Source organism: Ralstonia sp. 25mfcol4.1, assembly GCF_900104095.1.
GTDB lineage: Bacteria > Pseudomonadota > Gammaproteobacteria > Burkholderiales > Burkholderiaceae > Cupriavidus.
The window spans coordinates 87,609-114,028 of sequence record NZ_FNJO01000001.1 but is presented as its reverse complement, the minus strand read 5'-3'; the positions used below and the strand labels follow the sequence as shown (position 1 = coordinate 114,028).

22 protein-coding genes are annotated in these 26,420 nt (G+C 64.1%); 18 read left to right on the top strand and 4 right to left on the bottom strand.

Going from position 1 to position 26,420, the window contains the following annotated elements:
* Positions 1–113 precede the first annotated feature (113 nt).
* From BLQ58_RS00500 to BLQ58_RS00480, 5 genes are all read left to right on the top strand, one after another.
* Positions 114–1,100, top strand: coding sequence for a YVTN family beta-propeller repeat protein (locus tag BLQ58_RS00500; RefSeq protein ID WP_092594077.1), 987 nt, complete (start codon positions 114–116; stop codon positions 1,098–1,100).
* Between the two features lie 27 nt (positions 1,101–1,127).
* Positions 1,128–1,985 (top strand): polysaccharide deacetylase family protein, encoded by an 858-nt coding sequence (locus BLQ58_RS00495; RefSeq protein ID WP_092594076.1) that lies wholly within the window; start codon positions 1,128–1,130, stop codon positions 1,983–1,985.
* The gene (locus tag BLQ58_RS00490) at positions 1,985–2,980 is read left to right on the top strand and encodes a sterol desaturase family protein (protein WP_092594075.1); all 996 of its coding nucleotides are present in this window, start codon (positions 1,985–1,987) and stop codon (positions 2,978–2,980) included. The genes BLQ58_RS00495 and BLQ58_RS00490 overlap by 1 nt, the downstream gene beginning before the upstream one ends.
* 70 nt (positions 2,981–3,050) lie before the next feature.
* Positions 3,051–3,926, top strand: coding sequence for an EI24 domain-containing protein (locus BLQ58_RS00485; RefSeq protein WP_092594074.1), 876 nt, complete (start codon positions 3,051–3,053; stop codon positions 3,924–3,926).
* A gap of 59 nt (positions 3,927–3,985) precedes the next feature.
* Positions 3,986–4,786, top strand: coding sequence for a competence/damage-inducible protein A (locus BLQ58_RS00480; RefSeq protein WP_092594073.1), 801 nt, complete (start codon positions 3,986–3,988; stop codon positions 4,784–4,786).
* Positions 4,787–4,882: 96 nt separating this feature from the next.
* Here BLQ58_RS00480 and BLQ58_RS00475 read toward each other — a convergent pair whose 3' ends face one another.
* Positions 4,883–5,347, bottom strand: coding sequence for a rhodanese-like domain-containing protein (locus BLQ58_RS00475; protein ID WP_092594072.1), 465 nt, complete (start codon positions 5,345–5,347; stop codon positions 4,883–4,885).
* Between the two features lie 531 nt (positions 5,348–5,878).
* On the opposite strand from BLQ58_RS00475, the gene BLQ58_RS00470 reads away from it, so the two are divergent.
* From BLQ58_RS00470 to ntrC, 4 genes are all read left to right on the top strand, one after another.
* A complete protein-coding gene (locus tag BLQ58_RS00470) occupies positions 5,879–7,294 on the top strand; it encodes a 3-hydroxylaminophenol mutase (RefSeq protein WP_092594071.1) in 1,416 nt (471 codons plus the stop codon).
* Positions 7,295–7,425: 131 nt separating this feature from the next.
* Entirely contained in the window at positions 7,426–8,004 is a 579-nt protein-coding gene (locus BLQ58_RS00465) for a DUF4124 domain-containing protein (RefSeq protein WP_254775790.1), read from the top strand.
* A 5-nt stretch (positions 8,005–8,009) separates the two neighbouring features.
* Positions 8,010–9,182 carry a nitrogen regulation protein NR(II) gene (gene glnL, locus BLQ58_RS00460; protein WP_092594070.1) on the top strand — a complete coding sequence of 391 codons (1,173 nt, stop codon included), beginning with the start codon at positions 8,010–8,012 and terminating at the stop codon, positions 9,180–9,182.
* A gap of 88 nt (positions 9,183–9,270) precedes the next feature.
* On the top strand, positions 9,271–10,833 hold the full coding sequence (ntrC, locus tag BLQ58_RS00455; protein WP_092594069.1) for a nitrogen regulation protein NR(I): 1,563 nt from the start codon (positions 9,271–9,273) through the stop codon (positions 10,831–10,833).
* Between the two features lie 79 nt (positions 10,834–10,912).
* Here ntrC and BLQ58_RS00450 read toward each other — a convergent pair whose 3' ends face one another.
* From BLQ58_RS00450 to BLQ58_RS00440, 3 genes are all read right to left on the bottom strand, one after another.
* Complete coding sequence (locus BLQ58_RS00450; RefSeq protein ID WP_092594068.1) at positions 10,913–11,233, bottom strand: hypothetical protein; 321 nt, start codon at positions 11,231–11,233, stop codon at positions 10,913–10,915.
* 46 nt (positions 11,234–11,279) lie between these two features.
* Complete coding sequence (locus BLQ58_RS00445) at positions 11,280–12,998, bottom strand: M30 family zinc metallopeptidase (protein ID WP_092594067.1); 1,719 nt, start codon at positions 12,996–12,998, stop codon at positions 11,280–11,282.
* A gap of 124 nt (positions 12,999–13,122) precedes the next feature.
* The gene (locus BLQ58_RS00440; protein WP_092594066.1) at positions 13,123–13,929 is read right to left on the bottom strand and encodes an HAD-IIB family hydrolase; all 807 of its coding nucleotides are present in this window, start codon (positions 13,927–13,929) and stop codon (positions 13,123–13,125) included.
* A 204-nt stretch (positions 13,930–14,133) separates the two neighbouring features.
* Here BLQ58_RS00440 and ugpB point away from each other — a divergent pair, with 204 nt between their 5' ends.
* The 9 genes from ugpB to zapE all read left to right on the top strand — a co-directional run bounded on the left by ugpB (position 14,134) and on the right by zapE (position 26,413).
* A complete protein-coding gene (gene ugpB, locus BLQ58_RS00435; RefSeq protein WP_092594065.1) occupies positions 14,134–15,444 on the top strand; it encodes a sn-glycerol-3-phosphate ABC transporter substrate-binding protein UgpB in 1,311 nt (436 codons plus the stop codon).
* Between the two features lie 101 nt (positions 15,445–15,545).
* On the top strand, positions 15,546–16,427 hold the full coding sequence (gene ugpA / locus BLQ58_RS00430; RefSeq protein ID WP_092594064.1) for a sn-glycerol-3-phosphate ABC transporter permease UgpA: 882 nt from the start codon (positions 15,546–15,548) through the stop codon (positions 16,425–16,427).
* A 14-nt stretch (positions 16,428–16,441) separates the two neighbouring features.
* Positions 16,442–17,290: a sn-glycerol-3-phosphate ABC transporter permease UgpE gene (gene ugpE, locus BLQ58_RS00425; RefSeq protein WP_092594063.1), complete on the top strand. Its 849-nt coding sequence runs from the start codon at positions 16,442–16,444 to the stop codon at positions 17,288–17,290.
* An 8-nt stretch (positions 17,291–17,298) separates the two neighbouring features.
* Positions 17,299–18,417 carry a sn-glycerol-3-phosphate import ATP-binding protein UgpC gene (locus BLQ58_RS00420; RefSeq protein WP_092594062.1) on the top strand — a complete coding sequence of 373 codons (1,119 nt, stop codon included), beginning with the start codon at positions 17,299–17,301 and terminating at the stop codon, positions 18,415–18,417.
* Positions 18,414–19,163, top strand: a complete 750-nt coding sequence (gene ugpQ / locus BLQ58_RS00415) for a glycerophosphodiester phosphodiesterase (protein WP_092594061.1) — start codon at positions 18,414–18,416, stop codon at positions 19,161–19,163. The genes BLQ58_RS00420 and ugpQ overlap by 4 nt, the downstream gene beginning before the upstream one ends.
* Before the next feature lie 286 nt (positions 19,164–19,449).
* The gene (locus BLQ58_RS00410) at positions 19,450–22,302 is read left to right on the top strand and encodes a 2-oxoglutarate dehydrogenase E1 component (RefSeq protein WP_092594060.1); all 2,853 of its coding nucleotides are present in this window, start codon (positions 19,450–19,452) and stop codon (positions 22,300–22,302) included.
* A 96-nt stretch (positions 22,303–22,398) separates the two neighbouring features.
* Complete coding sequence (gene odhB / locus BLQ58_RS00405; RefSeq protein ID WP_092594059.1) at positions 22,399–23,652, top strand: 2-oxoglutarate dehydrogenase complex dihydrolipoyllysine-residue succinyltransferase; 1,254 nt, start codon at positions 22,399–22,401, stop codon at positions 23,650–23,652.
* 146 nt (positions 23,653–23,798) lie between these two features.
* A complete protein-coding gene (gene lpdA, locus BLQ58_RS00400) occupies positions 23,799–25,223 on the top strand; it encodes a dihydrolipoyl dehydrogenase (RefSeq protein ID WP_092594058.1) in 1,425 nt (474 codons plus the stop codon).
* Positions 25,224–25,315: 92 nt separating this feature from the next.
* Positions 25,316–26,413 carry a cell division protein ZapE gene (gene zapE / locus BLQ58_RS00395; RefSeq protein ID WP_066733675.1) on the top strand — a complete coding sequence of 366 codons (1,098 nt, stop codon included), beginning with the start codon at positions 25,316–25,318 and terminating at the stop codon, positions 26,411–26,413.
* Positions 26,414–26,420 lie beyond the last annotated feature (7 nt).

The window sequence follows — 26,420 nt, the reverse complement described above, 5'->3', positions numbered from 1 at the left end:
GTGCCGCTCACATGTATCCAAATGTAAGTTACGCTTAAGAATCGGTTCTGCTCGTCATCGCAACCGTCGGACGAAACGTTAGAATGCGCGATTCGTGTAGAAATGGCGGTCTTATGCTTGCATTGCGTCGTGTTGTGGCTGGGGTGGTAGCGGTCGGCGCCCTGGCTTTGGCAATGGTCTCCGCGCCCGCTGGCGCGGAGGTGGTGACGATCCTGAACTCCGGTGACGCCAGCGTCACGTTGATCGACAAGGACACCCAGAAGGTTCTGGAAACGTTCCCGATCGGCAAGGAGCCGCACCACCTGATTGCCACGCCCGACGAGAAATCGCTGATCGTGGCCAACGCGGTCGGCAACGACCTGGTCTTCCTGGACCCGGTCACCGGCAAGGTGCAACAGCGCGTACCGGGCATCGACGATCCGTACCAGGTGGGCTTCTCGCCGGACCAGAAGTGGTTCATCGCCACTGGCAACCGGCTGGACCGCGTGGATGTGTACCGCTGGGACGGCCATCAGCTCAAGATCGCCAAGCAGTTCCCGCTGGCCAAGACGCCCAGCCATATCGCCTTCACGGCCGACAGCAGGATCGCCTTCATCACGCTGCAGGATTCCAACCAGATCGCCGCCATCGACCTGACCACGCTCAACGTGATGTGGGTCATGGAGGCGGGCTCGGCGCCGGCCGGCGTCTGGGTCACGCCTGACCAGAAGTACCTGCTGGTGGGCATGACCGGTGCCGACTACGTGGCCGTGATCGACTGGCGCACGCGTACCGTGGTCAAGCAGATCCAGACCGGCAAGGGCGCCCACAACTTCCGCGCCGTGGGCGACAAGCGCCACCTGTTCCTGACCAACCGCGTGCAGGGATCGATCAGCATCATCGACCAGCAGACGCTGTCGAAGGTGGGCGACATCACGGGCCTGCTGCCCGGCCCGGACGACATGGAACTGACCGCCGACGGCAAGACGCTGTGGGTGACGTTCCGCTGGGCGCGCTCGGTGGGCCTGATCGACGTGGCCAGCCGCAAGATGGTGAAGACGATCCGCGTGGGCAAGTCGCCGCACGGCATCTATTTCAAGACCCGCGCGCCGCTGTATTGATATTGACTCGACAAGGCTGAGGACAACATGCGCCGGATGATTTCGCGCATTGCCGCGCTGGTGCTGGCACCCGTGGCGGCTTCGGTGGCCGGCGTGGCGCTGGCGGCCGGGCCGGGGCAGGAGCCTGGCGCCTGCCGCGCCGGCACGCTGTACCTGACCTTCGACACCGGCAGCATGAGCCAGGCCGAGCTGATTGCCCGTACGCTCCGCCGCCACCATATCCGCGCCACGTTTTTCCTGGCCAGCGAACCGACCATCAACAAGGACAATTCGCTGGACCCGTCGTGGGCGCCGTACTGGAAATCGCTGGCCGCTGACGGGCACGCCTTCGGCACCCATACGTTCGACCATGTGTACCTGCGCAGTGTCAAGGGCGGCAAGGTCACCATGCGTCCGCAGTTCGGCGCGCAGGGCGGCCACGATGTGGTCATGGACGAAGCCTCGTTCTGTACCGAACTGCGCCGCAGTGCGCAGGCGTTCCAGTCGATGACGGGCCAGCCGATGGTGCCGCTGTGGCGCGCCCCCGGCGGCCGTACCGCGCCGCAGACGCTGGCGTGGGCCGAGCAGTGCGGCTTCAGGCATGTGGGCTGGGCGCCGGCCGGGTTTCTGGGCGATGAGCTGTCGTCGGAGAAATTTCCGAACCAGGCGCTGCTGGACAAGGCACTGCGTGACCTGCGCGATGGCGATATTACGATGGCCCACCTGGGCATCTGGTCGCGCAAGGATCCCTGGGCGCCGGCTGTCCTGGATCCGCTGCTGACGGGGTTGGAGCAGAAAGGATTCTGCTTTGCCACCTTGCGCGAACATCCGCTATACAAGAACTGGATCGCGCAGCACGGCGCGGTGGAAGCCGGTGCGCAACCAATTTCCGGATCGAAACGGTAATGTGGGACGCCTTCACTAACTGGCTCAATCTCTGGGTCGGCCAGATCGAGGCCACGGTCTTCCAGGACGTGATCCTGCCCGTGGTCTACAACCTCGGTTTTGGCGGCTATGCGGAGGACGCCTTCACCGGCACCGAATGGCTGCTGGTGGGCGTGGTGCAGATCGCCGTGATGGTGCTGATCCTGGGGCCGCTCGAAAAGCTGCGTCCGGTGGAGGCCGTGACCGACCGCCGCGCCATCCGGACCGACATGTTCTATACGGTGATCCACCGTCTGGGCCTGTTCCGCCTGGCCATGTTCTTCCTGCTGGCGCCGTTGATGGACGGCCTGGAGGGCCATCTGCGCCTGCTGGGCTGGCAGCGCATCAACGTGGAAGACTGGTGGCCGGGCGTGACGTCGGTGCCGCTGGTCAGCTTCTTCGTCTACCTGCTGCTGTTCGACCTGCTCGACTACTGGTATCACCGGCTGTCGCACACCTACCGCTGGTGGTGGAGCCTGCACGCGGTGCATCACAGCCAGCAGCAGATGACGCTGTGGAGCGACAACCGCAACCATCTGCTGGACGACATCCTGCGCGACGCCGTGTTCGCCACGGCCGCGCTGGCCGTGGGCGTGGAGCCGTCGCAGTATGTGCTGCTGGTGGCGCTGTCGCAACTGCTGCAGAGCCTGCAGCACGCCAACCTGAAGCTGCACTTCGGCTGGCTGGGCGAGCGGCTGCTGATCTCGCCGCGCTTTCATCGCACGCACCATGCCGTCGGGCTGGGCCATGAGCGGGCCGGCAGCGACGGGCGGCCGGTGAGGCTGGGCGGCTGCAACTACGGCGTGATCTTCCCGTGGTGGGACATGCTGTTCCGCACCGCCGTCTTCACCGACGTCTACCATCCCACCGGCATTCGCGACCAGTTGCCGCCGCCCACCGGGCGCGGGCGCAACTACGGTGGCGGCTTCCTGTCCCAGCAATGGCTGGGCATCAAGCGGCTTTTGCGTCTGGGGTGATGGGAACGCCCCCTTGGGCTGTGCTAGGCTCTGGTGGCTTTCCTGAACCCTCTTTTTCGCAGATCGCTGCATGAACGATATTCTTCGCGCGTTTGGGCGCGCCGTGGTCAGCCAGCTGCATCCGCGCATGCTGATGCTGACCGTCATCCCGTTCGTCCTGGCCACGGCCCTGTGGGGCGGCCTGATCTGGTGGGGCTGGGACCCGATCATGGGCACCGCCCGCGCGCTGCTGGAAGGTTCGGTCTTCACAAGCTGGATCTACTCCGTACTCGACTGGCTCGGCCTGCAGTCGCTGCGCACCGTCGTGGCGCCGCTGTTCGTGCTGACGCTGGCGATTCCGCTGGTCATCGCCTCGATGCTGATCTTCATCAGCCTGTTCTCGGTGCCTGCCGTGGTGAAGCACCTGGAGCGCGCCTATCCGGACCTGCAGAAGGCCCACGGCGGCAGCATCGCCGGCAGCGTGTTCCAGGCGCTGGGCAATACCGTGGTGTTCCTGCTGCTGGTGCTGGTCACGCTGCCGCTGTGGCTGATTCCGCCGTTCTTTGCATTGATCCCGCCGGTGCTGTGGGGGTGGCTGACCTACCGCGTGATGACGTACGACGCGCTGTCCGAGCATGCCACGGCCGAGGAGCGCAAGACGTTGATGAAGCGCCACCGCATTCCGCTACTGACGATCGGCGTGGTGGTGGGGCTGCTGGGTTCCGCGCCCACCTTGCTGTGGGTATGGTCGGCTGTCATCATCTTCCTGTTTCCGGTCGTGCTGGCCGGCACGCTCTGGCTGTACGTGCTGATCTTCATCTTCTCGGCGCTGTGGTTCGGTCACTTCTGCCTGCGCGCGCTGGCAGACCTGCGTGCCGAACGGGCCGCGGCGGCCCCGCCGCCACCGCCGCCGGGCGACGTGATCGACCTGGCGCCGTCCGACGTGCGCCAGATCCGGCAATCGTGATGGCGGACACAAGGGCAGCGTGAGCTTTCCATCCTGAGTCTTCAACCAAGAGGGGCATCATGGGTTTCGGTTTGATTGTCATCGGCGACGAGATCCTTTCCGGTCGGCGCGAAGACAAGCACATGCGCCGCGCCATCGAACTGCTCGGCGAGCGCGGACTTGCGCTGGACTGGGCCGAGTACGTGGGCGATGAGCGCGGGCGTATTACCGCCACGTTGCAGCGGACGTTCGCCGGGCCGGATGTCGTGTTCTGCACGGGCGGCATCGGCGCCACACCGGATGACCATACGCGCCAGTGCGCGGCGGCGGCACTGGGCGTGGACCTGGCACTGCATCCCGACGCGCGCGAGCAGATCGCGCTGCGCATCGCGGAATCGGCCAACGGCGATCCGGTCAAGGCCGACCTGAACACGCCCGAGAACCAGCATCGGTTCAAGATGGGCGAGTTTCCCGTGGGCGCTCGCATCATCCCGAACAGCTACAACCGGATTCCGGGCTTCTCGGTGGCCGATCACCACTTCATGCCCGGCTTCCCGGTGATGGCCTGGCCGATGATGGAGTGGGTGCTCGACCACTACTACACGCACCTGTTCCATCTGGACGCGGAGCAGTCGCGGGCGTTTTACGTGTTCGAGGCGCCGGAATCGACGCTGACGCCGCTGATGGAGCAGGTGGAAGCCACGTTTCCGGGCATCCGCGTGTTCAGCCTGCCGTCGGTGGGCGACGTCACCCGAGGCGACCGCCTTGGGCGTCGGCATATCGACCTGGGGGTGAAGGGGCCGGCCGACCTGGTGCCGGCGGCCTACGCGATGTTGTTTGAAGGTGTCCGCGCGATGGGATTCGAGATCGTCGAGCAGTAGGGCGGGGTGTGACTGGCGAAAAAAAGCGCATCACGGTGGTGATGCGCTTTTTTGTTTGCCGCGTGGTCCGCGTGGGGTTTGACGGCGTCGCCGTACTCAGGCGCCGTGCCACGGCAGGCCACGGAAACACCAGCCTTCCACGGTCTTGCGGTGGTGTTCGTCGTCGCGCGCGCCCTCGAAGCCTTCCAGCACATCCATGGCCAGCGTGTAGCCAGCCTCGGTAGCCACGCGCGCCGCATGCTTCGAGCGGGCTGCGCTGCGGCACAGGAACAGCACCGGGGCGTCCTGCGGCACGCGAGCCTTCAGTTCGGCCACGAAATTCGGGTTCTGGGTGCCGCCCGGGTAGGTTGACCATTCGATATGCGCGAACTGCTCGTCGGGCAGCGCCACGCCGCCCACCCAGTCCAGCTCGGCCTGGGTGCGCACATCGACCAGCACGGCCTTCGGGTCGGCCTGCAGCAGTGCGTAGGCTTCCTGCGGGGAAAGGGCGCCGTAGTAGGCGAGCTGGCCCTGTTGCTGACGGGCGTGGGCGGCCTGGAGGAGGGTGTCTCGGGTAGTCATTCTGTGTGACGGAGTCAATAAGAAAGCGATCAAAACGGGCGCGATCGGATGGCTCGCAGTTGCGATCGCAAGAAAGCCCAATCTTTACTGGGAGTCAGCCCGAATCGGCGCTATTCTAGCGCCCGGCCGTTGCGAGCGGCCCGAAAAATGGTGGCAGGCCTGATGCGCTGTTTTGGTGCCAAATCGGTGCGTTTCACCCCGTCCAGCACTGGAACGGTGCCGCAGCTTGAATGATGCACCAGAATGGTGTTTCATGGGTGTCAGGTCAACCGGTCCGCGGCGGCAAAGCGTGGCAGGCTCAGGCCGACGGCCAGGATTGCATGCAATCCGCATCCCCCGTCGCGGTGCGGTCTGGCAGGCAGATGCACGTTTTTCGGGAAGTCTGTGCGATTGGCGCCCCGTAGGGGGCGGGCGTTGGCACGCTTTCTGCTAACATCCCTCGTCCCTTTTGGGGCGGCCAGATCGGCAGGTCCGGAGGTCGCACCAACAATGGCTTTCTCAGACACAGCCTCGAATTTCCAGGAGATAGGCATGGCGCAGAGCGTTGCAGATGTGATGAAGCTCGTGAAGGAAAACGACGTCAAGTTCGTCGATTTCCGCTTCACGGATACCAAGGGCAAGGAACAGCACGTGTCGGTGCCGACGTCGCACTTCGACGAGGACAAGTTCGAAAGCGGCCACGCCTTTGACGGTTCGTCCATCGCAGGCTGGAAGGGTATCGAAGCCTCGGACATGCTGCTGATGCCGGATTCGGGTACCGCCTACATCGACCCGTTCTATGAAGAACCGACTCTGGTCCTGACCTGCGACGTGATCGAACCGTCGGACGGCAAGGGCTACGACCGCGACCCGCGCTCGATCGCCAAGCGCGCCGAGGCCTACCTGAAGAGCACCGGCCTGGGCGACACGGCCTTCTTCGGTCCGGAACCCGAGTTCTTCATTTTCGACGGCGTGACCTGGAACATCGACATGCAGGGCTGCTCGGTGAAGATCCAGTCGGAAGAAGCACCGTGGTCGTCGGGCAAGGAATTCGAGCACGGCAACAGCGGTCACCGTCCGGGCAAGAAGGGCGGCTACTTCCCGGTTGCCCCGATCGACACGTTCCAGGACATGCGTTCGGAAATGTGCCTGATTCTGGAATCGCTGGGCATTCCGGTTGAAGTGCATCACCACGAAGTGGCTGGCCAGGGCCAGAACGAAATCGGCACCAAGTTCAGCACGCTGGTGCAGCGCGCCGACTGGACGCAGCTGCAGAAGTACGTGATCCAGAACGTCGCGCACACCTATGGCAAGACCGCCACGTTCATGCCGAAGCCGGTCGTGGGCGACAACGGTTCGGGCATGCACGTTCACCAGTCCGTTTGGAAGGACGGCCAGAACCTGTTCGCGGGCAACGGCTACGCCGGCCTGTCGGAATTCGCGCTGTACTACATCGGCGGCATCATCAAGCACGCTCGCGCGCTGAACGCCATCACGAACCCGGGCACGAACTCGTACAAGCGCCTGGTGCCGGGCTTCGAAGCCCCGGTGAAGCTGGCCTACTCGGCCCGCAACCGTTCGGCCTCGATCCGTATTCCGTACGTTGCGAACCCGAAGGGCCGCCGTATCGAAACGCGTTTCCCGGATCCGCTGATGAACCCGTACCTGGGCTTCTCGGCACTGCTGATGGCCGGCCTGGACGGCGTGATGAACAAGATCCACCCGGGCGAAGCTGCCGACAAGAACCTGTACGACCTGCCGCCGGAAGAAGACGCAAAGATCCCGACCGTCTGCTCGAGCCTCGACCAGTCGCTGGAGTACCTGGACAACGACCGTGAGTTCCTGACCCGCGGCGGTGTGTTCTCGAACTCGATGATCGATGCGTACATCGAACTCAAGATGGAAGAAGTCACGCGTTTCCGCATGACGACCCACCCGATCGAGTTCGACATGTACTACTCGCTGTAAAGCGATAAGTGGGTTGCCAGGTTGTGACCGGGCAACACTTGCACCAGGAAGGGGCGGCTTCGGCTGTCCCTTTTTGTTTTGCGGCGACGTTGCTCGCTAGAATGGGGCTCCTTTTCCCAACCTTCATGTCGATGTTCATGAACGCCATTTCGAACAAGGTTTTCCGCATGGCCGGCGGCGCGCTGCCGCACCAAATGCGTGTGGGTTTCCCCATTCTGGTGACGATGGCCGCCGTGGCGCTGGCCGTCTGGGCGGCGCCGGCCGCCGCGCAGTCGTCGGACGTGTACATGTGCAAGGGCCCCAACGGCGTGCCCGAGTACCGCAACGGCAGCGGCGGCGGCAAGGACTGCAAGAAGCTCAACCTGCCCGACGTGATGACGGTGCCCGGCACGCGGACCGGCGGCGGTGGCGCCACGGCGGCCGCCAAGCCGGCCGCCACGTCGCCGGCGGCATTCCCGCGCGTGGACAGTGCCACGCAGAAGACCCGCGACAACGAGCGCCGCACGGTGCTGGAGCAGGAACTGCAGTCCGAGGAAGCCAGGCTGGCCGGGCTGCGCGCCGAGTACAACAACGGTGAGCCGGAGCGCCAGGGCGGCGAGCGCAATTATCAAAAGTATCTGGATCGCACGGCAAGGCTGCGCGATGACGTTGCTCGCAGTGAGGCCAATGTGGCCTCGCTTCGGCGGGAACTGTCGAATCTGAAGGATTGAAACCGATGCGTCGCCTGATTCGCGGAGTTTCGCGCAAGGTTACCGGGGCCGACCGCAAGCCGGATGCGGCCGAATCCGAGGCTACGGAAGTGCGTGATGCCGATATCCTGCCATTGGGCGATTTCGCATTGCATCCCGGACTGGACGTGGTGGCCAACCCGGTGCTGCTGGTGCGCCAGCCGGGGCTGCGGGTGGTCTACGCCAATCCGGCCGCCGAGGCCAGCTTTGCCATGTCGCGCAAGGCCATGGTGGAGCTGACGCTGCCCGACCTGTTCGGCGCGTCGGAAGAGCTCGATACGATGATCGACTCCGTCATGGCGCGGCAGGTGGATGTGCGCCGCCAGGACCTGGTGCTGCGCCCGCCGCTGCAGGAACCGCTGCACGCCCACGTGGTGGTGGGCGGCATCGAGGGCAATTCGAGTACGGTGCTGGTCGAGATCCTGCTCAACGAGCAGAAGGTGCGCAGCGACCGCGAGGAACGCCTGATCGACCTGACATCGGCCAACAAGGAACTGATCCGCAATCTGGCGCACGAGATCAAGAACCCGCTGGGCGGTATCCGCGGGGCGGCGCAACTGCTGGAATTCGAACTGCCCGAGCGTGCGCTGCGCGAGTACACGCAGGTCATCATCAAGGAGTCGGACCGCCTGCAGACGCTGGTGGACCGCCTGCTGGAGCCGCATCGGCACCCGCACATCGTCTCCGAACTCAATATCCACGAGGTGCTGGAGCGGGTGCGCTCGGTGGTGCTGGCCGAATTCCCGAACGGGCTCGATATCGTGCGCGACTACGATGCCAGCCTGCCGGAACTGCGCGGCGACATGGAACAGCTGATCCAGGCCGTGCTGAACATCGTCCACAACGCGGCGCAGGCGCTGCACGAGCGCGTCGCCCGGGGCGACGCGCAGATCGTCCTGCGGACCCGGGTGGCCCGCCAGGTCACGATTGCCAAGCGTTTGTACAAGCTGGCATTGGACTTGCATGTGATAGACAACGGCCCGGGCATCCCCGAGGACATTCGCGAACGCATCTTCTATCCGCTGGTGTCGGGGAGGGATGGCGGTAGCGGTCTCGGTCTCACACTCGCTCAAACCTTCGTGCAGCAGCACGAGGGCTTGATCGAATGCGAGAGCCGGCCGGGCTGTACCGACTTCCGTATCCTGCTGCCGCTGCACTGACCGTCGATCCAGACATCGACGCGTTCGACGCGGCGATCCAGCGGGTCATACGGGAGACCACATGACACCGAGCAGACAAGCGACGCACATGAAGCCGATCTGGATAGTCGACGACGATCAATCAATCCGCTGGGTCCTGGAAAAGGCCCTTGCCCGTGAAAGCCTGCTCTCTCGCAGTTTTACCAATGTGCGCGACGTGCTCGCGGCGTTGGAAGAGGACGAGCCGCAAGTCCTGATTTCCGATATCCGCATGCCTGGCGGATCGGGGCTGGACCTGCTGCAGGCCATCAAGGCGCGCCACCCCGGGCTGCCGGTCATCGTGATGACCGCGTATTCGGACCTGGACAGCGCCGTGGCCGCCTTCCAGGGCGGTGCGTTCGAATACCTGGCCAAGCCGTTCGATGTCGACAAGGCTGTCGAACTGATCCGCCGCGCGCTGGAGGAAAGCCTGCGCGAGGAGGAAATGGACGATCGGCTAGTCGATGCACCCGAGATCCTGGGCCAGGCGCCGGCCATGCAGGACGTGTTCCGCGCCATCGGCCGGCTGTCGCAGTCGAACGTGACCGTGATGATTACCGGCGAGTCCGGTACCGGGAAGGAACTGGTGGCGCGTGCGTTGCACAAGCACAGCCCGCGCGCCAACGGCCCGTTTATCGCGCTCAACACGGCGGCGATCCCGAAGGATCTGCTGGAATCGGAACTGTTCGGCCATGAGCGCGGTGCGTTCACGGGCGCGCAGACCATGCGGCGCGGGCGCTTCGAGCAGGCCGAGGGCGGTACGCTGTTCCTCGATGAAATCGGCGATATGCCATTCGATCTGCAGACGCGGCTGCTGCGCGTGCTGTCGGACGGCAATTTCTATCGGGTGGGCGGCCACAATCCGCTGCGCGCCAATGTGCGGGTGATCGCCGCCACTCACCAGAACCTGGAAACGCGGGTCAAGGAAGGGCTGTTCCGCGAGGACTTGTTCCACCGGTTGAACGTGATCCGGCTGCGCCTGCCGCCGCTGCGCGAGCGGCCCGAGGATATCACGCTGCTGGCGCGCCATTTCCTGCAGAAGAGCGCCAAGGAACTGGGCGTCGAGCCCAAGCGCATGTCGGACGAGGCGTTGACCTACGTCAGCACGCTGCCGTTCCCGGGCAACGTGCGCCAGCTTGAGAACCTGTGCAACTGGCTGACCGTGATGGCGCCGGCGCAGACCATCGAGGTCAAGGATCTTCCGCGCGAGATGATCGATGCGGGGCACGGCGAAAGCCTGTCGGCGTCGCGTCCGCCGGCCGCCGACATGCGACCTGCCGGCGACTACGAGGCAGTAGAAACGTCCGATTACGGCATGGGCGCGCCGGGCGGGGATGGCGACACCCTGGTGGCGACGCGTCCGCCGATGGTGGCGACATCTTCGGCCATGGCGCCCGCGTATGCCGCGCCGGCTGTCACGCAGAGCTGGGAAAGTCTTCTGGCCGGCGAGGCGAAGTCGATGCTGGAGGCAGGCCAGCCGGAAGTCATGGACGCGCTGACGCGCCGGTTCGAGAAGGCCGTGCTGGAGGCTGCGCTCGGCGTCACGCGCGGCCGCCGCGTGGAAGCGGCGACCCGGCTTGGAATTGGCCGGAATACGATTACGCGGAAGCTCCAGGAACTGGGATTCGACTGAAGTCCGGTCGCAGTGCCGCGCAAACGTGGAGGGAGGCCCGGTCGGGCCTCCCTTTTTCAATCGGAAACCTCAGAATCGCTTACGGACTGACTGGCTCGGGCGCCTCATCCACCCGGAACGCGGGCAGCCATACGTCGGGCCCCGGCGGGACCAGGATCTGGCCGCGTGCCGATACCCGTTTGCCTGCCAGCGCGCGGGCCTGACGGACCGTCATGCCGCGCAGTTCCCAGAAGTCGAACGTGTCTGTTTCCAGCATGATTGTCGGGAAGGGGTCGTTACCCCGGATCTGAATCTCTCCCACCAGCGTCTGCGGCGGCTCGACGGGCGGGTCGGTGGCACATGCCGTGATGGCAAGTGCAGCGAGTATTGCGACGAGGATTGCGCCGAAACATGCTTTCACGCCCGGTCTCCGGAAGTGCGGGGTGACGGCGCACCCCGCCAAAGCCTTATTGGACCACGACAGACAGCGATGTGCCCGGCGGGACCTCGACTGTCTCGCTGTACGTCCCGGTCACGGCGCTGCGAACGATCGGCAGGCTGCCGTAGGGCTGCAGCAGAAGCGGGACGGACTGCGTCAGCGTTCGAATCGGCAGGAAGTCCTGGGGATTGATCGGCGGCAACGTGAAGCCACCGTCCACCCGTTCCGGGAAGCCAAAGCCGGCAGGGCTCGGCATTTTCATCAGCGCGCCCGCAGTCGCGGCAAACGCGCGTAGCTGTTCGCCGAAACCGGAAGTGTCCTTGACCGAGCGGATGGCCGAATCAAGAACCTGGACCGAGTTGGTGCTGCTGAAATCGGTCAGCAGGTTCTTGTAAAAGTCGAGTCCGAGGTGCCGGGTCAGAAATCCGCCGAGCGATCCGGAGACGGCGTAGCTGTTGCAAGACACCGATGCAGGCCTGAAATCGATCAGGCTGCAGTTGTAGGAACCGGCCGGGAAGCCGACGTAGTCCGGAAAGCGCATGTCGCGGATCGTGTTGTAGTCCGGGCTGACGGAATGGCTGACCAGATCCTCCAGCATCATGGCTGAAGCTTCCTCCAGCCACCGTTCAAATATGTAGGAGGGGCCCTTGGCCACGCCTCGGCGGTAGAAGCTCTGCAGGTGCATCGCTTCATGGATCATCGTGGAGACCATTTCCGTCAGCGCCTCGGCGCCGCCAAGATAGAGCGCCTCGGCGTCCATATACAGCGACACCGATTCGTTGCTGTACGGATTGGTTACGGGGTGCCGTTTCAAGGCGTTTCGCGCAAAGAAGTATCCAAGCAAGCCGGTCGGCCGCCCATCGTTGTCGAAATTCAGGATCACGATGTCAATGGGCTGTCCGGTGGCGGGAATCAACTCCGAATAGTCGTGCGGCCCCCAAAGTGGGCCACCGATCGAGGTAAGCGTGTCATAGAGCCCGCCGGCGGGCGTGAAGCTGTCCGCAAGCAGCGCCACGATTTCGGGGCTCACCCGGTCTTCGGTATTTTCCGATTCCTCCACCCAAAAATTGACCATAGTGCCGTCGCTGGCGGCGCGCTGGAGCACCAGCGTGGCCGAACGCGCGATATTGTCGACGTGGTACCAGCTTCTGGTGGTGTTCAGGGCCGTAGCGCCCTGGTTCTGCCGTGCCGAGAAGCCCGGTATGTTGCCGCGCTTGCCGGCAAGTGCCACCCAGCCTTCGCGATTGAAGTCCGCAATGCGTTGCCTGACGGCCGGCTCGCCATCTTCCTTCCATCGCAGTGCGTTCGCCGCGACCGGGGACGCCTGCGACGTCGTCAGAGAAATCGTTGGCATGACTTTCGGCAGGGCGGTCTGGTTGGTGAAGACCAGCGTGACGTCCTGCCCGCTCAGGCCGTCGATCCGGACCGGAATCCTGGCCGTCGTGGCCGAGGCGTTGATGGCTTGCCACACCCCCACGCCATTCCCGGCATAGGTGTTCGCGGTGACGGCGCCGCAATCGCTGCAGGCCGGCGACACGGTGCTGGGCGGGTCCGGCAGTGGCGCGGGCGGCGATGTTTCGGGAGCGGGAGCGGGTGCGGGAGCGGGAGCGGGAGCGGGTGCGGCGACTGTCGTGGGTGGCGCCGACTGTTCGCCGTCGCCGCCACCGCAGGCGCCGAGCGTCGCGGCAGCGAGTATTGCTGCGGATGCAGACTTCGAATGCGCAAGGATGCGCGACGTGTACGTCATGACGATTTCCCCTCGAATGTCGGTTGGCGAAGCCGGGCGCCATCGCGGCGCAGCGGTGCTTATACCGGCGTGGATGGCGGGTTCGCCGTCCACGCGAGGGGAAATCGAGATTACTTGACGGTCATCATGCCAACTGTTTCAGCCTTAAGACCCTTTCCGCCATCTCCGCGAATCCTTCGCCCCCCGCCCCATCGGTGATGTAGGCGGGTTTCACTGGCAGTTTGTCCAGAATGTCTCGCACGTTGGCGACACCTACCGACAGCGGGAAATGCCCGAACATCGCCACGTCATTGGCCGAGTCGCCAATGAACAGCCATTCGTCGCGCTTTGCGTCGATGTCTTCCCCGAGTAATTCCTCTACACAGAGCCGGCTCATCGACAGCTTGTCGTGATGGCCGAACCAGCCGTTGACGTGGATCGAGCTGACCGTGGCCGTCATGCCGGCGCCGCGCATGATCGCCACGATGCGGTCGACGGCGGCCTGCGGCAGCGGCGATACGTCCTCGGCGTGGTCGATCGCCAGGTCGGCCGCATGCCATGCCTGATCCGAGGCCAGCGCGCAGCCCGGCACTTCGCGCAGGATTTCCTGGCCCAGTGCGTGGATGCGGAACAGGTTCGCCTCGCGCGTGGCGGCGTCGTCCAGGAAGCGCGTGATGAGTTTGTTATCGACAAGATGCGAATAGAACGCCCCGTTTTCGCCGATGATGGCATCAACGGGCCATAGGCGGGTCAGGATCTCCGCCCACGCGATGCAGCGCCCCGTGACCGGAATCACGTGCAGTCCGGCACGTTTGAGCCGGTCGAGCGCGACATAAGTAACGGCGGGCAGGCGGCCGTCGGTGGTCAGGGTGCCGTCGATGTCGGTCAGGATGCCACGGACACGGCGCAGCGCGCTGTCGGGCAGGGCGGAAAAGGAGGTCGGTGCGGTCATGGCGGGGCATTGTAGCCGCGGCGAACGGCGCCCGGCGCGGCAATTGTCTGTCGTCAATATGCTGCAACATTCTCTTGCGCAAGAGCGGGTTTGCCCGGTGTTCGATGACAACGGAGCGGCGTAACATGCCTGTCACAAAAAATGCATACAGTCGGTCGCTTTTTCAAAAAAACTGTCGCACCGAACGGCCTCAGGAGAAATACCATGTCCTTCCCGCGCTTCGCAGTGAAATTCGCCGCAGTGGCCAGCCTGGCCCTTGCCGGCACGGCCCACGCAGCCGTAGAGATCCAGTGGTGGCACGCCATGCAGGGCGCGCTGAACGACAAGGTGAACGAGATCGCCAACAAGTTCAACGCCAGCCAGTCCGACTACAAGATCGTGCCCGTGAACAAGGGCAACTACGACGAGACGATGGCCGCCGGCATCGCAGCGTTCCGCGCCGGCGGCGCGCCGGCCATCCTGCAGGTGTTCGAGGTGGGTACCGCCACCATGATGAGCGCCAAGGGCGCCATCAAGCCGGTGTCCGTCGTCATGAAGGAATCGGGCGAGAAGTTCGACCAGAAGGCATATATCCCGGCCGTCGCGGGTTACTACACCTCGTCGAAGGGCGAGATGCTGTCGTTCCCGTTCAACAGCTCGACCACCGTCTTCTATTACAACAAGGACGCCTTCAAGAAGGCTGGCCTGTCGGCGCCGCCCAAGACCTGGCCCGAGGTGATGCAGTATTCGGCCAAGCTCAAGGCGGCCGGCAGCAGCTGCGCCTACACGACCGACTGGCAGAGCTGGGTGCACCTGGAGAGCTTTTCGGCCTGGCACAACACGCTGTTCGCGTCCAAGAACAACGGCTTTGGCGGCACCGACGCACGCCTGGTGTTCAACAGCCCGCTGCACGTGAAGCACATCACGAACCTGCAGGAAATGGTCAAGAAGGGCTATTTCAGCTACGGCGGCCGCAAGTCGGAATCGCAAGCCAAGTTCTATAACGGCGAATGCGCGATGTTCACCGGCTCGTCGGCGTCGCTGGCCAATATTCGTAAAAACGCCAAGTTCCAGTTCGGCGTGTCGCAGTTGCCGTACTACGCGGACGTGCAGGGCGCCCCCCAGAACACGATCATCGGTGGCGCGTCGCTGTGGGTGATGGGCGGCAAGAAGGCCGAAGAATACAAGGGCGTGGCCAAGTTCTTCACGTTCCTGTCGCAGCCCGAGATCCAATCGGACTGGCACCAGGCCACCGGCTACCTGCCGGTGACGATGGCCGCCTATGAGCTGACCAAGAAATCGGGTTATTACGACAAGAACCCGGGTGCCGACGTATCGGTCGAGCAGATGGTCGTGAAGACCACCGAGAAGTCGCGCGGTGTGCGCCTGGGTAACCTCGTGCAGATCCGCACGATCGTCGACGAGGAACTGGAATCGGTGTGGGCCGGCAAGAAGGAGCCGAAGGCGGCGCTGGACGCGGCTGTGGCACGCGGTAACGAGCAGCTGGAACGCTTCCAGAAGACCGCCCGGGAATAAGCCCGGTCGGTGCAGGACCCTGGCGGGCGGCGGCACAACCGTCGCCCGCTTGACGTTTGGTCAGTCGTTTAGTCGTTTAGTCTCAGGGCGGACTCCATCCCATGGAAAAACGCGTCGTATTCCGGTCGCCGTGGCTGCCGTATCTGCTGGTGCTGCCGCAGATCGTCATCACGCTGGTCTTCTTCTTCCTGCCGGCCGGGCAGGCGCTGTGGCAGTCGATGCTGCAGCAGGATGCCTTCGGCATCCATCTCGATTTCGTCGGCGCCGACAACTTCGTCACGCTCTGGAACGATCCGAACTACATCGAATCGTTCCAGGTGACGGCCGTCTTCGCCATTGGCGTGACGGTGGTGGGCCTGTCGGTGGCGCTGCTGCTGGCGTACTTTGCCGACCGTGTGGTGCGCGCCGCCACCGGCTACAAGACGCTGCTGATCTGGCCGTACGCCGTGGCGCCGGCCGTGGCGGGCGTGCTCTGGATGTTCATGTTCAACCCGACGCTGGGCGTGGTGTCGTACGCGCTGCGCAAGATCGGCGTGGACTGGAACTACCTGCTCGACAGCAACCAGGCACTGGCCCTGGTGGTGCTGGCAGCCGCCTGGAAGCAGATCAGCTACAACTTCCTGTTCTTCCTGGCCGGGCTGCAGAGCATTCCCAAGTCGCTGATCGAAGCGGCGGCCATCGATGGCGCCGGGCCGTGGAAGCGGTTCTGGTCGATCGTGTTCCCGCTGCTGTCGCCGACCACGTTCTTCCTGCTGGTGATCAATGTGGTCTACGCGTTCTTCGACACCTTCGCGATCATCGATGCGGTGACGCACGGCGGCCCGTTCAACTCCACGAACACGCTCGTGTACAAGGTGTTCCACGATGGCTTCCGAGGTATGGATATCGGCGGTTCGGCCGCGCAGTCGGTGGTGCTGATGGTGATCGTGATCGCGCTGACCGTGGTGCAGTTCCGCTTCGTGGAACGCAAGGTCCAGTACTGACAGGAGGATAGGCAATGGTAGAGCGTCGTCCTGTACTGGACTTTATTACCCACGTGGTGCTGATCCTGGGCATCGTCGTGGTGGCATTCCCCGTGTACCTGACCTTCGTGGCGTCGACGCTGACGGCCGAGCAGGTGCTGGATGCCCCCATGACGCTGATCCCGGGCAGCCACCTGATCGAAAACTATCGCACGGTGCTGTTCCAGGGCGTGGGCGAGTCGGCGTCGCCGGTGTCCACGATGATGAAGAACAGCCTGATCATGGCGCTGGGCATCGCGCTGGGCAAGATCGCGATCTCGATCATCTCGGCCTTCGCGGTGGTCTATTTCCGCTTTCCGCTGCGCAAGGTCTTCTTCTGGATGATCTTCATCACGCTGATGCTGCCGGTGGAAGTGCGGATCCTGCCGACCTACAAGGTGGTGTCGGATCTGGGCCTGCTGGACAGCTATTTCGGGCTGACGATTCCGATCATCGCGTCGGCCACGGCCACGTTCCTGTTCCGCCAGTTCTTCCTGACCATTCCGGACGAACTGGCCGAGGCGGCACGCATCGACGGCGCTGGCCCGCTGCGCTTCTTCTGGGATGTGGTGCTGCCGCTGTCGCGCACCAGCATCGCGGCGCTGTTCGTGATCCAGTTCATCTACGGGTGGAACCAGTACCTGTGGCCGCTGCTGATCACCACGCAGAAATCGATGACGCCCGTGGTGGTGGGCGTGACGCAGATGATCTCTCGCTCGGGCGATGCGGCCACCGACTGGAACCTGGTGATGGCCACGGTGATGCTGGCGATGATTCCGCCGGCCGTGGTGGTCGTGCTGATGCAACGCTGGTTCGTCAAGGGCCTGGTGGAAACGGAAAAATAAGGTCAGACATGGCAAAGCTGTCTCTTCGAAACGTACAGAAGACCTACGCCGGCGGCACCCAGGTGGTGCATGGCATCGATATGGAAATCGCCGACGGCGAGTTCATCGTGATCGTCGGCCCGTCCGGCTGCGGCAAGTCCACGCTGCTGCGCATGGTGGCGGGGCTCGAAACCATCACCGGAGGCGAGGTGCATATCGGTGACAAGGTCGTGAACGACCTGGAGCCGGCCGAGCGCGACATCGCGATGGTGTTCCAGAACTACGCGCTGTATCCGCACATGAGCGTCTACGACAACATGGCGTACGGCCTCAAGATCCGCGGCATGTCGAAGGCCGAGATCGAGCAGCGGGTGACGCACGCGGCTGGCATCCTGGAACTGGCGCCGCTGCTCGAACGCAAGCCCCGCGCGCTGTCGGGCGGCCAGCGCCAGCGCGTGGCCATGGGCCGCGCCATCGTGCGCGAACCGGCGGTGTTCCTGTTCGATGAGCCGCTGTCGAACCTCGATGCCAAGCTTCGCGTGCAGATGCGGCTGGAGCTGAAGGACCTGCATCGCCGCCTGAAGACCACCAGCATGTACGTGACCCACGACCAGGTCGAGGCCATGACGCTGGCCGACCGCATGATGGTGCTCAACGGCGGACGTGTGGAGCAGATCGGCACGCCGCTGGAAGTCTATTCCCGCCCGGCCAGCACGTTCGTGGCCAGCTTTATCGGCTCGCCGCCGATGAACCTGGTGCCGGTGGCGCGCAATGGCTCGGGGCAGGGCACCAATGGCGGCGAGGCGCAGATGCGCGTGCTGCCGAAGGAAGGGCAGGGCGCGGCGGCCACGCTGGGTCATCTGCCGATGGGCCTGCACCTGCCGGAGCAGGCGCTGATGGGGCTGCGCCCCGAACACATCGAGCCATGCGCGACGCACGAGGCGATTGCCGAGGTCGATGTGCGCGTGGTCGAGGCGCTGGGCGCCGACTCGTTCGCCTATGGCACGCTCGGCGGCCAGCCGGTCGTGGTGCGGCTGGACAGCCATATGCCGGTGCGTGCCGGCGACAGGCTGCCGATCACGGCGTCGGCTGACCACCTGCATTTCTTCGACATGCAGCATGGCAAGCGGATCGAGGCGCTGGCATGAGCGATATCCGGACGAACTGGCCGTATCCGCGCCATATCGCGCACCGTGGCGCCGGCAAGCTGGCGCCCGAGAATACGCTGGCGGCCTTTCGCCACGGCGCGTCGTTTGGCTACCGGATGTTCGAGTTCGACGTGAAGCTGTCCGGCGATGGCAAGCCCGTGCTGATGCACGACGCCACGCTGGACCGGACCACGTCCGGCCATGGGCGCGTCGATGCGCTGACGCTTGGCGAGATCGCCCTGCTGGACGCCGGCAGCTGGCACAGCCCGGCTTTTGCCGGCGAGCCGGTGCCGACGCTGTCGGCCATCGCCCGCTATACGCAGGCCAACGGCTACCTGGTGAATATCGAGATCAAGCCGGTGCCGGGTGCCGAAGATCGCACTGGCGCCGCTGTGGCGCTTGACGCACTTTCATTGTGGAAGGATGCTGCGGTGCCGCCGCTGCTATCGTCGTTTTCCGAGGTTGCGCTCGAAGCCGCACGGCTGGCCGCGCCGGGCCTGCCGCGTGCATTGCTGCTGGACAAGCTGCCTGCCGACTGGCTCGACCGGTTGCGGCGTCTGGACTGCGTGGCGCTCGACTCGAATCATCGCGAACTCGACGCCAAGGTCATCGCCGACGCCCACGCCGCCGGCTTCAAGGCGTTGTGCTACACGGTCAACGACCCGTCCCGCGCGCGGGATCTGTTGTCCTGGGGGCTCGATGGCCTGATTACCGATGCGGTCGACCAGATCGAATCGCAGCCGTAACGTTCCTGGACAAACTGTCTCGATTTTGCATCACGAAAAGTCCCCACTGTCTGGGGGATTACATGCTATGCTCCGCGAGTGAAGACTTAGGTCCTTCCCGCACAACTTGCCCTTTTGGGTCTGGCGGCGAGACCGAGACAGACGGCACCCCCGGGTGCCGTTCGTTCAAGGTGGTAACCGCAGGGCCCCCAAGAGTTGTTTGCAATCCGCTAACCGGTCAGGCCGTGTCGCGGAAGGTTGATGAACCCGCTTAACTCCGGCATACCCGGAGAATAGTGAGCGCCCCATGATGCAGCAGTATCAAAGCAATTCGTACCTCTTCGGCGGCAACGCCCCCTATGTGGAAGAGCTGTACGAGGCCTATCTCCAGAATCCCAGCTCGGTTCCCGACAACTGGCGCGCGTACTTCGACGCGATGCAGAATGTCCCGGCTGTGGATGGTTCCAACGCCCGCGATATCCCCCACGCACCGATCGTCGCCTCGTTCGCCGAGCGCGCCAAGGCGGGCCCCATCAAGACCATCGTTGCCTCGGCCGACTCCGACATGGGTCGCAAGCGCGTCGCTGCCACGCAGCTGATCGCCGCCTACCGCAACATCGGTTCGCACTGGGCCGACCTCGATCCGCTCAAGCGCCAGGAGCGTCCGCCCCTGCCTGACCTGGATCCGGCGTTCTACGGTTTTTCCGAGGCCGACCTCGACATCGTCTTCAATGCCAGCAACACGTATTTCGGCAAGGAGTCGATGAGCCTGCGCGAGCTGCTCAACAACCTCCGTGAGACCTACTGCGGCACCATCGGCGCCGAGTTCATGTACGTGAGCGACCAGGCGCAGAAACGCTGGTGGCAGGAGCGCCTGGAAACCACGCGTTCCAAGCCCGTGTTCACGCTGGAGAAGAAGAAGCACATCCTCGACCGCCTGACCGCAGCCGAAGGCCTGGAGCGATTCCTCCACACCAAGTACGTCGGCCAGAAGCGTTTCTCGCTGGAAGGTGGCGAGAGCTTCATCGCCGCAATGGACGAACTGATCCAGCACGCCGGTACCAAGGGCGTGCAGGAAATCGTGATCGGCATGGCCCACCGCGGCCGTCTGAATGTGCTGGTCAACACGCTCGGCAAGATGCCGGCCGACCTGTTCGCCGAATTCGAAGGCAAGCACGTCGACGACCTGCCGGCCGGTGACGTGAAGTACCACAAGGGCTTCTCGAGCGATGTCTCGACCGAAGGCGGCCCGGTTCACCTGTCGCTCGCGTTCAACCCGTCGCACCTGGAAATCGTCAACCCGGTGGTGGAAGGCTCGTCGAAGGCCCGCCAGGAACGCCGTGGCGACGCTGGTCACAAGGAAGTGCTGCCGGTGCAGGTGCACGGCGACGCCGCCTTTGCCGGCCAGGGCGTGGTGATGGAAACGCTGAACCTCGCGCAGACCCGCGGCTACGGCACGGGCGGCACGATGCACATCGTCATCAACAACCAGATCGGCTTCACGACCTCGGACCCCCGCGATGCGCGTTCGACGCTGTATTGCACGGACGTGGTCAAGATGATCGAGGCCCCGGTGCTGCACGTGAACGGCGACGATCCCGAAGCCGTCGTGTACGCCATGCAGCTGGCCGTTGATTTCCGCATGGAATTCAACAAGGATGTCGTGGTCGACATCATCTGCTTCCGCAAGCTGGGTCACAACGAGCAGGACACCCCTGCCATGACGCAGCCGCTGATGTACAAGAAGATCGGCCAGCACCCGGGTACGCGCAAGCTGTACGCCGACAAGCTGGTGGCCCAGAATCTGACCGCTGCCGACTTCGGCGACGAGCTGGTCAAGGGCTATCGTGCTGCCATGGATGCTGGCAAGCACACGGTCGACCCGGTCCTGTCGAACTTCAAGAACAAGTTCGCCGTGGACTGGATGCCGTTCCTGAACCGCAAGTGGACCGATGCCGCCGACACCGCCGTTCCGATGACGGAACTGAAGCGTCTGGCCGAGCGCATCACCACGATTCCGGAACAGCTCAAGCTGCACCCGCTGGTGGACAAGGTCATCAAGGACCGTTCCAACATGGGCAAGGGCGAGCAGATGCTGGACTGGGGCATGGGTGAACACCTGGCCTTCGCCTCGCTGGTCGCTTCGGGCTACCCGGTGCGTATCACCGGCCAGGATGCCGGCCGCGGTACCTTCACGCACCGTCACGCCGTGCTGCACGACCAGGGTCGCGAACGCTGGGATGCCGGCTCGTACGTGCCGCTGCAGAACGTGTCTGACAACCAGGCACCGTTCACGGTGATCGACTCGGTGCTGTCGGAAGAGGCCGTGCTCGGCTTCGAATACGGCTACTCGACCGCCGAACCGAACGCGCTGGTGATCTGGGAAGCCCAGTTCGGCGACTTCGTCAACGGCGCCCAGGTGGTGATCGACCAGTTCATTTCGTCGGGTGAAGTGAAGTGGGGCCGCGCCTCGGGCCTGACGATGATGCTGCCGCACGGCTACGAAGGCCAGGGTCCGGAACACAGCTCGGCCCGTATCGAGCGTTTCCTGCAGCTCTGCGCAGACCACAACATGCAGGTGGTCCAGCCGACCACGCCGGCCCAGATCTTCCACCTGCTGCGTCGCCAGATGATCCGTCTGTTCCGCAAGCCGCTGGTGATCATGACGCCGAAGTCGCTGCTGCGCAGCAAGGACGCCGTGTCGCCGCTGTCCGATCTGGCCAAGGGCCATTTCGAGACCGTGATCCCCGATCACGAGGAACTGAACGCCAGCAAGGTCAAGCGCGTGATCATGTGCTCGGGCAAGGTCTACTACGACCTGGTCAACACCCGCAAGGAACGCGAGGCGACCGACACCGCGATCATCCGCCTGGAGCAGCTGTATCCGTTCCCGCACAAGGCCGTGGCCGCGGAACTCAAGAAATACCCCGGCGCGACCGAAATCGTGTGGTGCCAGGACGAACCGCAGAACCAGGGCGCCTGGTTCTTCGTCCAGCACTACATCATGGAAAACATGACGGAAGGCCAGAAGCTCGGTTATGCCGGTCGCCCCGCCTCGGCTTCGCCGGCGGTGGGCTACTACGCAAAGCACAACGAGCAACAGAAGGCGTTGCTGGAAGCCGCGTTCTCCAAGCTCAAGGGCTTTGTTCTGACCAAGTAATTCGTTGGTACCCCGCGGCGGCGCACAGGGATGCGCGCCGCGGGACTGCCTGCCTGAAACGAAACACACACGCATACATCGAGGATTTAACAAACCATGGCTATTGTTGACGTCAAGGTTCCGCAACTGTCTGAATCGGTCGCCGAAGCGACCATGCTGAACTGGAAGAAGAAGCCGGGCGAAGCCGTTGCTCAGGACGAAATCCTGATCGAAATCGAAACGGACAAGGTTGTGCTGGAAGTGCCGGCCCCGTCGGCTGGCGTGCTGTCGCAGATTGTCAAGAACGACGGCGACACTGTCGTTGCTGACGAAATCATCGCCAAGATCGACACGGCAGCCACTGCTGGCGCCGCCGCTCCGGCCGCTGCCGCCCCGGCTCCTGCTGCCGCCGCACCGGCCCCGGCCGCTGCCCCGGCTGCCGCTCCCGCCGCGGCTGGCGCCATCGCCATGCCGTCGGCTGCCAAGCTGATGGCCGAAGGCGGCCTGTCGGCCTCGCAAGTGGCCGGCACCGGCAAGGACGGCCGTATCACCAAGGGCGACGTGCTGGCTGCTGGTTCGGCCCCGGCCGCCAAGGCTGCACCGGCTCCGGCCGCTGCCAAGCCGGCGCTGCCGCAAGTGTCGGCCCAGGTCGACTTCGCCGCGCTGGGCGACCGCCCGGAAGAGCGCGTACCGATGAGCCGCCTGCGCGCCCGTATCGCCGAGCGCCTGGTGCAGTCGCAATCGACCAACGCCATCCTGACCACGTTCAACGAAGTGAACATGAAGCCGGTCATGGATCTGCGTAACAAGTACAAGGATCGCTTCGAGAAGGAACACGGCGTGAAGCTGGGCTTCATGTCGTTCTTCGTGAAGGCCGCCGTCCATGCGCTGAAGAAGTACCCGATCATCAACGCTTCGGTTGATGGCAATGACATCGTCTACCATGGCTACTTCGACATCGGTATCGCCGTCGGCTCGCCGCGTGGCCTGGTGGTGCCGATCCTGCGCAACGCCGACCAGATGAGCCTGGCCGACATCGAGAAGAAGATTGCCGAATTCGGCGCCAAGGCCCGTGACGGCAAGCTGTCGCTGGACGACCTGACCGGCGGTACGTTCTCGATCTCGAACGGCGGTACGTTCGGTTCGATGCTGTCGACCCCGATCATCAACCCGCCGCAATCGGCCATCCTGGGCGTTCACGCCACCAAGGACCGCGCCGTGGTGGAAGACGGTCAGATCGTGATCCGTCCGATGAACTACCTGGCCATGTCCTATGACCACCGTATCATCGACGGCCGCGAAGCCGTCCTGGGTCTGGTGGCCATGAAGGAAGCCCTGGAAGATCCGGCCCGCCTGCTGCTGGACCTGTAATCGGTCCTGTCCCCAGACAGACACTCCGTCTTTCGTTTGTCGTCGTCCCCGCGCCGCGGTGCGGGGACCCGGCGAGCGCATCTGCACGATGCCGCCGGATGCCTGCCATATTGGCGCAGGCATGACGTGCCAAAGAGATATTTCCCATGAGCAAACAATTCGACGTGCTGGTGATCGGCGCCGGCCCCGGCGGCTACATCGCCGCCATCCGTGCTGCCCAGCTGGGCCTGAACGTGGCCTGCCTGGAAGGCAACGCCTATGACGATCCCAAGGGCGAAGCCCGCCTGGGTGGCACCTGCCTGAACGTGGGCTGCATCCCGTCCAAGGCGCTGCTGGCTTCCTCGGAAGAGTTCGAGAACGCCTCGCACCACCTGGCCGACCACGGCATCACCGTGGGTGACATCAAGGTCGACGTGGCCAAGATGCTCAAGCGCAAGGATGACATCGTCGGCAAGATGACCAAGGGCATCGAGTTCCTGTTCCGCAAGAACAAGGTCACGCTGTTCAAGGGCTACGGCAAGTTCGCCGGCAAGGCCGCTGAAGGCTTCCAGGTCGAAGTGAACGGCGAAACGCTGACTGCCAAGCAGGTCATCATCGCCACGGGTTCGAAGGCCCGCCATCTGCCCGGTATCCCCGTCGACAACAAGCTGATCAGCGACAACGAAGGCGCGCTGAAGTTTGAGACGGTACCGAAGAAGCTGGGCGTGATTGGCGCCGGCGTGATCGGCCTGGAACTCGGTTCGGTCTGGCGCCGCCTGGGTGCCGACGTGACCGTGCTCGAAGCGTTGCCCGCGTTCCTGGGCGCCGCCGACGAAGGCGTGGCCAAGGAAGCCCAGAAGCTGCTGACCAAGCAGGGCCTGAAGTTCCACCTGAGCGTCAAGGTCAACGAAGTCAAGACCGGCAAGGACAACGTCACCGTTGCCTACACCGACAAGGACGGCAAGGACCAGACGCTCGAGGTCGATCGTCTGATCGTATCGGTTGGCCGCGTGCCGAACACCGACAACCTGGGCCTGGAAGCGGTTGGCCTGGGCGTGGATCAACGTGGCTTCATCGAAGTCGACGACCACTGCCAGACCAAGGTGCCGGGCATCTGGGCAATCGGCGACGTGGTGCGTGGCCCGATGCTGGCGCACAAGGCCGAAGACGAAGGCGTGGCCGTGGCCGAGCGCATCGTTGGCCAGAAGCCGCACATCGACTTCAACACGGTTCCCTGGGTCATCTACACGTTCCCGGAAATCGCGTGGGTCGGCAAGACCGAGCAACAGCTCAAGGCCGAAGGCCGCGAGTACAAGTCGGGCCAGTTCCCGTTCATGGCCAATGGCCGTGCACTGGGCATGGGCGCAGCCGACGGCTTCGTCAAGATGCTGGCGGACGCCAAGACCGACGAGATCCTGGGCGTGCACATCGTGGCAGCCAATGCTTCGGACCTGATCGCCGAAGCCGTGGTGGCCATGGAGTTCAAGGCCGCAAGCGAAGACATCGGTCGCGTCTGCCACCCGCACCCGTCGATGTCGGAAGTCATGCGCGAAGCGGCGCTGGCCGTCGACAAGCGTCAGCTGAACATGTAATACCCGTTCACCTCCTGGTGAACACCGGCGCGCCGCGATTCCTGCGGCGCGCCGTTTTCGCTTGAAGCACCCCGGCATTTCCGAGCCCCGACATGAACGTCACCGAGTTTTACGAACACGAACTCAAGCAGCGCGGCTACCAGTCCGACGAGGCGCAATTGCGCGCCGTGGCCCGGCTGCAGCAGTGCTACGACGAGTGGGTGGCGTACAAAAGCCGCCGCAACAACGCGCTGAAGAAGCTGCTGGTACACCCTGACGTGCCCAAGGGCGTGTACCTGTGGGGTGGGGTGGGGCGCGGCAAGTCGTTCCTGATGGACAGCTTCTATTCCTGCGTGCCGGTGGTGCGCAAGACCCGGCTGCATTTCCACGAATTCATGCGCGAGGTGCATCGCGAGCTCGAGGAGCTGCGGGGTCGCCCCGATCCGCTCGACGAGCTGGCCAGGCGCATCGCGCGCCGTTTCCGTCTGATCTGTTTCGACGAATTTCACGTCAGCGACGTGGCGGATGCCATGATCCTGCACCGCCTGCTGCAGCAGCTGTTCGACAACGGCGTGCAGTTCGTGATGACCTCGAACTATCGCCCGGACCTGTTGTACCCGGACGGCCTCCACCGCGACCGCGTGCTGCCGGCCATCCAGCTTCTGCAGACGAAGCTCGACGTCCTGAACGTTGACGCCGGGATCGATTACCGGAAGCGGGCGCTGGAACAGGTGCAGGCGTACCACACGCCGCTGGGCCGTGAGGCCAGCGCCGCACTGCGCGACGCGTTCGTGTCGATCGCCGGTACCGCCGACGAATCGCCGATTCTCCATATCGAGCATCGCGAGATCAAGGCGCTGCGCAAGGCCAACGGCGTGGTCTGGTTCGATTTCGCCACGCTGTGCGGCGGACCGCGTTCGCAGAACGACTATCTGGAAATTGCCTCGCAATTCCACACCGTGATTCTTTCGGACGTGCCGAAGATGACGCCGCGGATGTCGTCGGAGGCGCGCCGCTTCACCTGGCTGATCGACGTGTTCTACGACCACAAGGTCAAGCTGCTGATCTCTGCCGAAGTGCCGGCCGACGAGCTGTACACGGAAGGGCAGATGGCCAACGAGTTCCACCGGACCGTGTCGCGGATCATCGAGATGCAGTCGCGGGAGTACCTGGAGTCGGAACGCCGGGTGATGGATACCTCGCTGACCTGACCGACCT